This is a genomic window from Pauljensenia sp. C0170B5 (assembly GCF_056590195.1).
The window spans coordinates 277209-289018 of sequence record NZ_JBWPVR010000003.1 but is presented as its reverse complement, the minus strand read 5'-3'; the positions used below and the strand labels follow the sequence as shown (position 1 = coordinate 289018).

General features: G+C 61.4%; 8 protein-coding genes. 7 read left to right on the top strand and 1 reads right to left on the bottom strand.

The genetic code is table 11. The features are described 5' to 3' along the window. Window positions 1–779: 779 nt before the first annotated feature. The 3 genes from AC1EJZ_RS06420 (at window position 780) to AC1EJZ_RS06410 (ending at window position 5314) form a co-directional block, all read left to right on the top strand. Window positions 780–3065 (top strand): zinc-ribbon domain-containing protein, encoded by a 2286-nt coding sequence (locus AC1EJZ_RS06420; protein ID WP_480294285.1) that lies wholly within the window; start codon window positions 780–782, stop codon window positions 3063–3065. 105 nt (window positions 3066–3170) lie between these two features. Further along, window positions 3171–4415 carry an ATP-dependent DNA helicase gene (locus AC1EJZ_RS06415; RefSeq protein ID WP_480294284.1) on the top strand — a complete coding sequence of 415 codons (1245 nt, stop codon included), beginning with the start codon at window positions 3171–3173 and terminating at the stop codon, window positions 4413–4415. A 188-nt stretch (window positions 4416–4603) separates the two neighbouring features. Then, window positions 4604–5314 (top strand): metal-dependent hydrolase, encoded by a 711-nt coding sequence (locus AC1EJZ_RS06410; RefSeq protein WP_480294282.1) that lies wholly within the window; start codon window positions 4604–4606, stop codon window positions 5312–5314. Here the strand turns inward: AC1EJZ_RS06410 and AC1EJZ_RS06405 are convergent. Then, entirely contained in the window at window positions 5311–6417 is a 1107-nt protein-coding gene (locus tag AC1EJZ_RS06405; protein WP_480294280.1) for a DNA cytosine methyltransferase, read from the bottom strand. The genes AC1EJZ_RS06410 and AC1EJZ_RS06405 overlap by 4 nt on opposite strands. 121 nt (window positions 6418–6538) lie before the next feature. Between AC1EJZ_RS06405 and AC1EJZ_RS06400 the strand changes: the two genes are divergently transcribed. The 4 genes from AC1EJZ_RS06400 to AC1EJZ_RS06385 all read left to right on the top strand — a co-directional run bounded on the left by AC1EJZ_RS06400 (window position 6539) and on the right by AC1EJZ_RS06385 (window position 11796). Then, entirely contained in the window at window positions 6539–7057 is a 519-nt protein-coding gene (locus AC1EJZ_RS06400; RefSeq protein WP_480294278.1) for a hypothetical protein, read from the top strand. A 134-nt stretch (window positions 7058–7191) separates the two neighbouring features. Continuing rightward, window positions 7192–7356, top strand: a complete 165-nt coding sequence (locus AC1EJZ_RS06395; RefSeq protein WP_193599960.1) for a hypothetical protein — start codon at window positions 7192–7194, stop codon at window positions 7354–7356. Further along, the gene (locus AC1EJZ_RS06390; RefSeq protein WP_480294275.1) at window positions 7346–8416 is read left to right on the top strand and encodes a hypothetical protein; all 1071 of its coding nucleotides are present in this window, start codon (window positions 7346–7348) and stop codon (window positions 8414–8416) included. The genes AC1EJZ_RS06395 and AC1EJZ_RS06390 overlap by 11 nt, the downstream gene beginning before the upstream one ends. Then, complete coding sequence (locus AC1EJZ_RS06385; protein ID WP_480294274.1) at window positions 8416–11796, top strand: ATP-binding protein; 3381 nt, start codon at window positions 8416–8418, stop codon at window positions 11794–11796. Before AC1EJZ_RS06390 ends, AC1EJZ_RS06385 begins: the two co-directional genes overlap by 1 nt. Window positions 11797–11810 lie beyond the last annotated feature (14 nt).

The following is an 11810-nucleotide window of genomic DNA, read 5'->3' as shown; positions in this document are numbered from 1 at the left end:
TGAGACGTGGATAGTACTTAGTGTGAGGGTCGGACTATGGGGAGGGGGGGTAGCGCACAAGACCCCCCCTATATTCCGTGGAACTTTGGAACTTTTCTATTTTTCATTAAAATAAATCTTATTTTTTATTGATATATCAAGGAAAAGCCCTATAAAATCAGAGTTCAGGAACAATGGAACTTTACGGAACTTTACGGAACTTTCGGTTAAAACACCCTCGTTTCGTTGGCGGGCAGCAGTGGACACACCCCCGTAAGGGGGTGTGTCCACTGCTGGGTTCGCGTTTTGGGGCGTGTGGGCCTGCCGGGGCGCTGGTGGCGCCCTGGGGCGTGTCGCGGGGGTGTTTTCGGGGCCCGTGGTATGCTTGAACCGTCCGCCGGAGCATCGGCAGCCAGGCTTGCGACCTGGGGCTGTGGGAACGGGGCGGTGGGCTTGAAAATTCCATTCGCTTTCAGGTTCGCGTTTCAAAAGCCTGACGTGTGTCCACATCTATGTGCGTTCTATGCCATGGGTGTGCTTTTTTATGCCCTTTTTCGAGTTGTGAATATTCATGCAATATGCACGGCGTATGACGCACGGATTACTATTCTCGTCGGGTAAATAAAATTAAATTCTGGCAGATAAATATTTATTGCGTTTCTTTTTTCTCGGTGCACATGCCCTCCTGCGTGTGCTATACTCAAAGCAATCGTTCAGCCCGCCCCGAGGTTTCTTGGGAGTGGGCTGGATCTTTACGGGAGCCCGTTCGTCTGGCACATGCTCGTCCCACAAGTAGGGGCATGAGTATTTGGAATCGTATTTTCGGGTCACGTACAGATGCGGCCCCTCGCCAGTCAACCCCCATGAGCGCCGAACTTGCCGAACAGTGGCATCAGCGGCTCAACAGCCCTGTCCGCCCCGATGATGTGGACGCCGACAGTTCTTTCAACGCGTGGTGGGCATGCCCGACATGCCTGAACGTGTGGCAGGCTGTCGTATCCTCCAGGACGGAGGGGGCAGGGTGCCCGGCGTGCGAAGCCGCAGCCGACGGCAGGAGCGACCTGCGCGTTGAGTCAGATCGCAAGCAGATTGCTTTCCGTCACCATTTCCGGCTCGCCCAGCCTGGGAGATCTCTTGCCGACCTGAAGCCGGATGTCGCAGCGTTGTGGCACCCGACGAAAAACGACGAGGTGACGCCTGACATGGTAGGGCCGGGTTCCGGCCTTGTCGCCTGGTGGGCGTGCCCGAACGGCCATGAATGGCGAAGCATAGTCAATAATGAGGTGGCCCGTCAACGAGGGTGTCCGACATGTCACCCACCGTCGCGCCGTCGTACATCCGGGCTGCGCACGGCCGCGCCAGGCCAGTCACTGGCCGACCTGCACCCCGAGGTGGCAGCCCTATGGCACCCGAGAAAAAACGGTGACGCCACGCCCGACGAGGCGATGCCGGGGTCGAACTTTGCCGCATGGTGGATATGCCCGAACGGTCACGAGTGGAGGCGCCGTGTCAGAGCCCAGGTGATGAACGACTCATGCCCACTGTGTCGATACGGGAATGCTCATGGCGACGTGGATTCCGACCAGTCACTGGCCGACCTGCACCCCGAGGTTGCGGGCATATGGGATCTGAAGCATAACCGTCAGGTCACGCCGTCCACTGTTCGCTCGACATCCACCCTCAAGGTTCACTGGCGGTGCCCTGCGTGCCACCATGCCTGGGTGCGCACGGTGGCCGACCAGGTTAGGGTGGGCAGGTGCGAGCAGTGTCGCTACGGTACCGCTCGTGTCTTTCACCGCCCGAAGCAGGGTAATTCTCTGGCTGACCGGGATCACAGTGTTGCCGCCTTGTGGGATACGGTCGGTAACGGTGGCGTGGGCGCGGATAGTGTGAGCATCATGTCCGGCCTTTCCGCGTGGTGGAAGTGTCCGGATGGCCACATGTGGGAACGCAGCGTCAAAGACCAGTGCGTGTTGGGCGTGTGCCCCGAGTGTGATCCAGGGCGACTGGCACTCGTCGAGGAAGCGAAACGTGCGGGTGTGACGGCCCCGCCTGTCGGCAAATCCCTCGCAGAAACTGACCCTGATGTTGCCGCATGGTGGTGTGATGATCTGAACGGCGCGTTGAAAGCGACCATGGTGAATGCGCGGCTGTCTCGCAGCGTGTGGTGGGAGTGCCCGCGCGGCCACAGGTGGTCCGCAAGCGTGCTGAAACAGGCGAGGAACGGGTGCGCGTGTCAGGAGTGTTACTCGGAGCTGGCCCGTGAGGCGAGTGTGGCTGTTCAAGCTCCTTCAGTAGCTCAGTGGTGGGATGCGGGACTGAACGCGGTTCGCGGCATGGACGTGGAGAGTGTTCCGGCGTCATCGAAGCGCACAGCATGGTGGCGGTGTGAGCGTGGGCACCTCTTCGACGCTCCGGTCAGTGACATGGTTGCGCGGCGTGCGTGCCCAGTGTGTACGGGCGGCGGATCCCTGGACGTGGCTCGCCCCGATATAGCCGAATTGTGGGATTATCGGCGCAACAGTGGTGTGAGCGTGTCGAGCGTGAATGAGAATTCCGGTCGAGAAGTGTGGTGGAAATGCCCTGAAGGCCACGAGGTGTACCAGAGCGTGAGAAGCATGTGCCGGGCAGGGTGCTCGGAGTGTGCGCGCGTGAAGCGAGTGGAGACCGTGCTTGACGGGCGCGTGTGTGCGTTCGAGAACAGTGTGGAACATTTGCGCGGGGACGTGTCCGCCTTGTGGCATCCGAACCGCAATGGCGAAGTCCTGGCGCGTGACGTGGAACCTGACTCGCCCCTGATGGTGTGGTGGAAATGCCCCGAGGGTCATGAGTGGCGTGAAAGCGTGGCACAGTGCGTCAACCGTGGTGGGTGTGCCCGGTGTGCGCATAGCGCGGGCGGCCGCCTGTCGGAAGAATATCCGGATCTTGCCGCCGAGTGGGTGGACGACCTGAATGCGAAGAAGGCGTGGCAGGTGAAGTCGAACTCGAAGTTACAGGCTGTGTGGCGGTGCCATACATGCGGTGAAACGTTCCGTGAGAGCGTGAAGCGTCGCGTGCACGGCGTGGGGTGCCCGAACTGTGGGTAAGCGCTCGGAGCCCTGACGGTTTTTGAAAAATTGCGGTGCAGCCTTTTGTGCTGCCCGCGTTTTTTGTGCCTGCGTGGGGTGTGTTCTTGTCCCACAAGAAGGGGCATGGGTGAGTTGAATGCTGAAAAACAGGTGGCACTGGATCGTATGTTGGCGGGCGGGAATTTTTTCGTCACCGGTAAGGCGGGCACAGGCAAGACGAGGCTGATTTGCGAGTTTTTGTCCAGGCGCCCTGACGCGATGGTGGTGGCTCCGACGGGTTTGGCCGCGTTGAATGCGGGCGGTCTGACGATCCACCGGTTTTTTGGGTTGCGGGCGGATGTGACGAGCCTGGATGAGTATGATCCTGGGCGTCGCCGCTTCGTTTTTGCCCGGTTGACGACGCTGGTGGTGGACGAGGCGTCCATGATGCGTGCTGACACGTTCGACCTGGTGGAGCAGATTTTACGGCGCTACGGCCCGTTGCCGGGGTTTCCGTTTGGCGGGGTGCAGATGATCCTTGTGGGAGACGTGTTCCAGTTGCCTCCGGTCGTGGTGCGCGCCGAGGAGGAGTTTTTCACCTCCCACTACGCCTCACCGTTCTTTTTCAGTGGCCGCGCATGGGATGTGGGAGCGTTTTCGACGATCCAGCTGAGCGAGGTGTTTCGCCAGTCGGATGAGGGGTTCGTGGACGTGTTGAATCGTATGCGCGCGGGGGATGAGGCTGTGGTGGGTGAGCTGGATCCGCTGGTTGATCCTGGGTTTGTCCCGCAGGACGGTCAGGTGTGGGTGACGTTGGCGGGGCGGAACCGCAGGGTGGATTCGATTAATGAGGCGCATTTGGACATGCTCGATGGTGAGGAGCGGGCGTTTGAGGCTGTGGCGCGAGGCTGCGTGCTGCCTACTGAGATTCCGGTGGCGCGCGTGGTGAGGGTCGCGGTGGGTGCTCAGGTGATGTGCGTGGCGAATGATCCGGACGGTGAGTTTGTCAATGGGAGTGTGGGCGTGGTGCGCGCGTTTGAGGGCCGGTGGCCGGTGGTAGAGCTGGAGGATGGCAGCGTAGTGGTTGTGGGTGTGCACAGGTGGCCGGTGACGCGTCCGAAGGTGATCGATGGGCGTTTGGTGCATGAGGAGGTGGGCGCGTATTTTCAGGTGCCGTTGCGTGCGGCGTGGGCGATGACGGTGCATAAGGCGCAGGGGAAGTCGTTGTCGCGGATGGTGTTTGATCCTGGTGACCGCTTGTTTGCGCCTGGCCAGTTGTATGTGGCGTTGTCGCGGGCGAGGTCGCGGGAGGGGCTGGTGCTGCGTCGGCGTGTGGAGGCGTGCGAGGTGTTGACGGATCCGCACGTGTTGGCGTTCAGTCGGGGCTAGTCGTGATCCCTGTCGGGTTGTGTACAGCTTGAGTGCTGGTGGGGTTTCTTTTCCACGGTGTGCGGCTTGAACAGTTGCAGTGTTTTTCCACTGCTGGGCGTGGGTGTGCGCGCGCGGCCTAGTCCGTGTCCTGCCGCGTTTGGTCTGTCGGGTCGCGTGTGCATGGTGCGTGTCCCACAAGGTGGATCGTGTTAGGGCATAATCATGCGTTGTTTTCTGTTGCCGCCTGGTGTGCGGTGTCGGCCAGCCCGCTGGTGGGCGATCTGGATGTGAGCGGTGTGGCGGTGGGCGCGTTGGTGTCTGCCGGTGCGGCGTTGCTGCCGGATGTGGATCATCCGAGTGCGTCTGTTGCCCGGTCGTTGCCGCCGCTCACCGTGTGGGTGGCGCGGCTGGTGAGCGCTGTGGGTGGTGGGCATCGTGGTATCACGCATTCACTGGTGGGTGCCGTGTTGTTTGTGGCGCTGGTGGCTGTGACTCCGTGGGGTGCGTGGAGCGCCGTGGTGTGTGGTGTGAGTGTGAGCGTGGTGCCGACTGTGGTGGGCGGGGTGTGTGTGGCGCTTGCTGTGCGCGCGGTGTGGAAGAAGTCGCCTGGCCTCGTGCAGTGGGCGGTGTGCCTGGTGGGCGCCGTGGTGTGTGGAGTGTGGAGTGGCGCGTGGATGGGCGTGGCGTTGATATGCGGCTGGGTGTCGCATATTGTGGCGGATTTTGTGACGGTGGCGGGGGTTCCTCTTGTGTGGCCGCTTCGCCCCAGGCCGCTGGTTGATACGCCCCTGTGGCGCAGGTCGGGGTGTTTCGCGTTGCCGGTGTTGGGGAAGGCTGGCTCTGGTGTGGAGTATGGGGTGGTGAGTGTTCTGGTGGTCGCTGCGGTGGCGTGGCGCGCGTGGATGATGGTGGCTTAGTGTGGGGTGTCGGTTGACGCTTGGAGCGTGTTGGCGATAGATTCGGCGATGAATTTTCCTAGTTTGACTGGTACGGCGTTCCCGATCATTTGCTCAATGTTGGTGCGTGAGCCGACCCATTGGAATCCTCGTGGGAATGTTTGGATTTCTGCCCGCTCTGAAGTGGTCAGTGCGCGTGCCTGTGTGATGGGTGCTGAGTCGCCGGGGTGTCCTGGGTAGCCTTTTGAGATCGGCCTGTTGACTCCTCGAATGGTTGGTGAGGGTTCGTCGATGGAGAAGATTGCGCGACGCTGATAGCTCCGGGGTGGGTTGTAGTAGTGTTCTGTTCCCAGTCTTTGGCCGAACCAGTCTCGCACCGTTGTTGGCTTCTCGTCGGCTTGACTTGTCCAGTATTCCAGTACGCGTGTGCTTGTTTGCGGGTTGAGGGAGCCGAAGGTGATGAGTCGTTTGCGTGTTTGCGGTACTCCGTACAGGGCGGCGTTGAGCACCATTTTGGTGATGGTGTAGCCTGCTTTTTCCATGTTGGTGAGAGCCCGTTTGTAGGCGGCTGCGTGTGTTGCGCGTGCGACATTTTCCATCACGAAGAAGGATGGCATGAAGTGGGTGATGGTTGTCGCGAATTTTTCGGTCAGGTTTGCCCGGTCGCCTTCGACTCGTTTTCCTGCCGATGAGAAGTCCTGGCAGGGTGGTCCTCCGACGATTGCGGGGAATGAGCCGTCGGGGAGGCGGTGTTGTTTGAGCCGTTGGGTCGTGGCGTCCGTGTTTCCTAGGTCCAGTATTTCTGCGTGGTGATCTAGGTTGGCTGTGTAGGTGTCGACTGCGCACGGCCAGTTGTCGTAGCCTTTCAGGACGTTGAATCCGGCTAATTGGAATCCGAGTGACATTCCTCCGCAGCCTGAAAACAGGTCGATGACTGTGGGGAGTTGAGTGTTTGGTTGTGCTGTGAGGGAGCGGACGATTTCGTGTGCCCATGCGGTGCTGCCGTCAATGGTGGCCGTGTCGGCCTTGTTGTCGGCTTGTAGTGTGTGGATGGTTTCGGGGCTGACTGCGGTGAGTTGGGCGAGGTGGTGTATGTCGTATGGGTTGGTGTTGGTGGCGGGCATTGGTCGCGTCCTCCTTTGCGTCGTGTCCTTTGGCTGTGGTCACGGTTACGGCTGGAGTGTTTGTCGCATTAGTGGTGGGTGAGGGGCGGATGGTCTGCCCCAGCGTCAAGGAGTGTGTACTGTGGCCGATTTTGAGTGGGGCCAGCCCCCTGTAAACGTGGAGCCGAAGCCTGAGCCGAAGCCTGAGTCGAAGCCGGAGCCGAAGCCTGAGCCGAAGCGTGCGAAGAGGCCGTCACGTCGCAAGGGCGTGAAGGGTGATGTGGCTGGCGCTGTTGCGAAGACGATTGAGGTCATGGAGGCTGACGCGCAGGACCGCGACCTGCTGGTGGACGCGTGCGGTAAGGACGTGGCCGGTTCGATTGTGGATGTCGTGTCGGGCGAGGGTCCTGGTGATGTGTTGCGCCTGATTGTGGATGTGCATGAGATGGATCCGTTGGAGGCTGGTGTGGCTGTTGCTGCGCTGGGCGAGGTAAAGGTGCGTGAGGTGTGGCGACTGTTGCGCCGCATGGGTGTGGACCTGGTGGAGCGTCCTCCGTCGTCGTTGACGGTGGCTGCGACTCGTCTTGCCCGCCAGATTGTGGATTTGGACGAGGATCGTGCTGGCCGTGTGGAGCGTGTTGCCAGGCTGGCTGGTGCGTGATGGCTCGCTGCGTGTCGTGGGTGCCGCTGGAGGGCAGTGGGCACGGTTCGGATGATGGTCCTGGTGGCGTGTTGCGCCGGTGGGTGCCATGTCGGAATAAGGTGTCTGCTCGTGGCCAGCGGTGTTCGCGGTGCGTGCGTGAGCTTCTCGCCCATCCGGATGCGCAGGTGCGCATGTGGCTGGCTGCGGAGCCTGGCCAGGATGTGGGCGTGTTGGAGGTGTTGGCGGGTGATTTGAACCCGCAGGTTGCTGGTGCGGCGCGTAGGGCGCTGTCGGCGAGGGGGACTGGTGGCGCGTAAACGTCGGGGGCAGGCTGCGAGCCCGTGGGATGCTGACGCTCAGGTGTCGCGTGAGCGCGATTTTGTGACGGATCGTGAGGCGCGTCTGGATCGGCGTGCACGCAAGTGGCGGTGGGTGATTATCGCGTGCCTGGTGTTGATGCCGGTGTGCGTGGTGGGGTCGTTGAGCGTGTTGCAGCGTGTGGATACGGACCCGAATGCGGATGCGGTGTCGTTTGCTCAGATGAGTGCTCCTGGCCGTGATGTGGCGCAGCGCGCGGTGGACGTGTGGCTGTCGGACGTGTCGAACCCGATTCCTGGTGGCGTGGTGGCGAGCTGGGATGGTGCCCGCAAGTTGGACGTGTATGTGCCGCGTTCTGAGGAGGCGAAGCTGGAGAAGGGCGAGGTTCAGGACCGGTGGGTGCATGATTTTACGGTGCGTCGTGATGGTGGTCAGGCTCAGTCTGGCGCGCAGTCGGGTGACAGTGTGGTGCCTGTGGGCACGGATGGTCAGGTTGTGGGCGAGTTGTATCGCGTGTCGCAGCTGGTGAAGTGTAGTGGTGCGGGCGGGTGTGTGACGGTGGGGATGCCGTCGGTGGTGCCGTTGCCGGGTCAGGATGCGAGTGTGAGTGACGGGTTGGCGTCGTGGCCGTGGTCGAAGAATACGCAGGCTCCTGCCCCCGTGGTGGATGCTGTGGGCGCATGGGTGGATGCGTTTACGAGTGGGGATCCGACGAAGCTGCGCGTGCAGGTGGCGGATCCGGATTCGTCGCATGAGTTTGTGCCGTTGTCAGGCGTGGTGGCGGTGCAGTGGCAGATTGTGGAGTCGGCGTACCGGTTTGGTGCGGATGGGTTTGATCAGGCGCCGGATTCGAGTGACGAGATGATTGTGCGCGTGCGGTTGAGTGTGGATCGTGGTGTGCGTGATGAGCATGGTGACCCGGTGTTGGCTCCGATGGATATGGATGTGTTGGTGGTGGGCGCGAAGTCTGCGCCGCGCGTGGTGGCGTGGGGCGGTGTGGGCACGGGGTATGAGTTGAAGGCTTTTGAGAATGCGACGGTGAAGGGGCGTGTGCACTGATGGCTGGGGTGCGTGATTCGTCGTGGACGACGCCGGTGCGTCAGGTGTTGTCTGGTGGGCGTTTTGTGGGCGTGGATAATTCGATGTGGGTGTATCGGAAGGTTCCGCTTGCCCCGATGGTGGATGCGAAGACGAAGGGGCGTATTGATGCTGCTGCCGTGCCGTTGATGAGGTTTTTTGAGCAGTTGTCGGGGTTGGCTCAGACGTCGGGTGGTCGTCGCGCGTTGGCGAAGGGGTCGTACCGGGAGTTTCACGTGGTGGCGGTGAATGTGCCGATGCCGTTTCAGGCTCCTCGCGAGTTGGCGAACCGTGAGATGTTGGAGGCGGATTATGGGGATCGTTTCACGTTCCGTCGCGTGGTGCTGGCTGGTGTGCGCCTAGTGCCGAAGATGCGGCGGAAGGGGCAGGGCGCGTTGGCGAGCGCGGTGGAGTCACTGTCTCAGACGATTGTGCGTGGCGGGGTGCCGTTGGAGGATTACGAGTCGGATTACGAGACGGTGGATAAGGTGATGCGCCAGTGTGGGTTGGCGGATTTGGGTGTGGACGAGTTTGGGCATGATGAGGTGCAGCTTGTCCAGTCGTGGTGGAATTTTGGGCGTAGTGCGGATACTCCGATCATGGTGGAGGCGGATCATGTGCACGTGTTCCGGTCGATTGGTGCGGCGAAGGCGGCGCAGAATTTGGATCGGGATGAGTGTGAGTCGTGGGATGTGCCGGGCGCGTACCCGCTCACGTTTGTGTCGGTGTCGGAGTTTGATTTGCCGTGGGTGGAGGCGACGAGTCGGCGCGCGTTGTGGTGTACGGATTTGATGGATTCGGGTGCTCGCATGGTGTCGATGCGTGGGCTTGTGGAGCCGGTGAAGGTGACGCGTGGGGAGTTGGCTCGTGGGCGTGACCGGTTTATGCGTGACCGTGAGGAGCGTATTGCGCAGGGTCGGGCTGCGAAGGCGGATCAGGATCAGCAGATTCAGGTGCTCTCTGAGGTGGAGGCTGGGTATGCGACGGGTGGCGGGTCTCCTAGCGTGGTGGGTTTGAGTGTGGTGGCTGCTGTCGAGGGTGTGGTGCGTGATGTGGGGCGGTTTTTGTCGGATTCGGCGGTGATTTTGGGGGCGTTGCAGTTCCGTCAGCATCAGGCGTTTTTGGAGTCGATGCCGTGTAGTCCGATGCGTGCGGCTCCGCAGTTGCATGATGTTCCGGCGCAGACGGTGGCGTATAGCGGTGTGACGAATTTGTCGACGGTGGGGGATCGTGATGGCGCACTGTTGGGGTTTAGTGAGTATGACCGTCAGCCGGTGTATGTGAGCCCGTTTGCCGCGATGGTGGGGGATGCGGGTCCGGCTTTGCTGGTGGCGGGCGCGACTGGTTCCGGTAAGGAGTTGTCGTTGGACACGGTGGTGTGTACTCCTGTGGGGCCTGTGGAGTTGCGTGACGTGTGCGTGGGGACGCGCGTGCTGGGCAGGGATGGGCGCGAGTGCACGGTGACTGGCGTGTTTGACCAGGTGGGTACTGAGATGTTTGAGGTGGCGTTGGATGATGGCCAGGTTGTTCGCGCGGGCCGGTGCCATTTGTGGGTGGTGTGTGGTCTGAGTGTGAATGCGGGCGATGTGTGTGTGCGGCTGATGGAGCGTGCTGGCCGGTGCGGTGACGACCTGGTGGATGCTGAGGGCGTGTGGCGCCTGGTGCGTGGTGTGGGCCCGTGGAGGAGCGCGTGGGGCGTGGAGTCGTCGCTGCTGGCGGTGGGCGTGTCGGGTCGTGTGCGGGCGTGTGATGGTGTGCGCGCGTTGGCTGTGCGGTGTGGGCAGTGGCTGGGTGAGGGCGTGGTGGGCAGCGGTGAGCTGGTGTTGTCGACGGGTGAGATTCGTGATTTTGCTGTCGGTGGTGGGATTCGTTTGTGTGAGCCGTGCGAGTTGGATGTGAGTGTGGCTCCTGGGCCGTCGCAGCGTGTGGCCGGGTTGGGTGAGCGCGTGGAGTGTTCGAGTGTGGGTGAGGCTGAGCGTGTGGCGCGTGTGGCGCGTAGTGCGGGGTGGAAGGTGCGTGTGCGGGGCTGCGTGGTGGAGCGTCTTGCTGGGTCGCGTTTGTTGATTGTGAGCGTGGAGCCGTCGAGCAGTGAGCGGACTCGGTGTTTGAGTGTGGATAGTGTGGATCGGACGTATTTGTGTGCGGGGTTTGTGCCGACGCATAACACGATGACACTGTTGTCGCTTGCCCGCCAGTGGGCGCGGATTCCGAACAAGTCGGGCAGGGTGACGCCGGTGGTGATGGTGGATCCGAAGCAGTCGTCGGATGGTGGGTTTGAGCGGCCTGTTCGGAACCTGGGTGGTCAGGTGATGAGTTTGGATTCGCTGGTGAGTGCGGATGGCGTGTTTGATCCGGTGCGCGTGCTGGTGGACCGGTCGAGCAGGGAGCGGTTTGAGGCGACGTACAGTGAGGCTGTCGAGTTGGCGTCGGACATGATTAGCGGTATTGACCCGTGGCCGAAGGATTATCGTCAGGGTTTTGAGGTGGCGTTGTTGAAGGCGCTGCGTTTTGGTGTGGTGAATGGCGCGTCGTGTGTGGGTGAGGCGTTGCGGATGGCGGATCGTGAGAGCCCGTTGCCTGCGGGGATGGTGGGCCCGATTATGGACACGTTGGAGGCGTCTCCGCTTGCCCGCGCGGTGTTGGGGGTGGAGCCTGGGTCGGCGTCGTTGCGTACGGCGGATGGGTTGAGCCTGATTATGGTGGGGTCGACTCGTATTCCGTTGCCGGATGAGGGTGCGTGGGAGCAGTCGAGTTTGGTTCAGCGTATTGGGTCGTGGCTTCTCAAGATGATGGTGTTCGGGTCTGCGTCTGCTGTGTCGTATCGCGGTGGTGGCGTGGTGATTTTGGATGAGGCGTGGCAGTTTTTGGCGGGGCCGACGGGCGCTCAGGAGGTGCAGCGTTTGATGCGTTTGGCGCGTTCTCAACAGGTGCTTGTGGTGTTGGCGTCGCAGCGTGTGAGTGATTTTGTGGATGCGAACCTGGTGGGTGGTATTTCGCGTGGCTTGTTGTTGCCGTTGGATCGTGGGACGGGTGCGGTGGATCAGTTTGGGCGTCGTGATGATGGTCAGGCTGGGTTTGCGTTGGATTTGTTTCAGGTGGAGCGCACGGATGAGCGTTTGCGACGTATGAGTGGTGCGAGGACGGTTGAGGGGTCGGATTTGCCGAATTGGGATTCGATGCGCTCCTTGCGTGATCCTCAGTCGGGTGAGGTGGTGCGCGGCACGGTGGGGTTATATTCGGATTTGTCGGGCAGGGTGGTTCCGGCTGAGATTGTGATTCCTCCGGCGTTTTTGGCGGAGATTTCGACGAATATTTCGGATGTGCGTGCTCGTGGTGGAGCGGTGTCGATGCGCGGCGCGTAGTGGGGTGGTGTCCC

Coding starts and splice junctions, on each gene's coding strand:
- AC1EJZ_RS06385 (WP_480294274.1), top strand. CDS start 8,416: ATGGCTGGGGTGCGTGATTCGTCGTGGACGACGCCGGTGCGTCAGGTG.
- AC1EJZ_RS06405 (WP_480294280.1), bottom strand. CDS start 6,417: ATGCCCGCCACCAACACCAACCCATACGACATACACCACCTCGCCCAA.
- AC1EJZ_RS06420 (WP_480294285.1), top strand. CDS start 780: ATGAGTATTTGGAATCGTATTTTCGGGTCACGTACAGATGCGGCCCCT.
- AC1EJZ_RS06415 (WP_480294284.1), top strand. CDS start 3,171: ATGGGTGAGTTGAATGCTGAAAAACAGGTGGCACTGGATCGTATGTTG.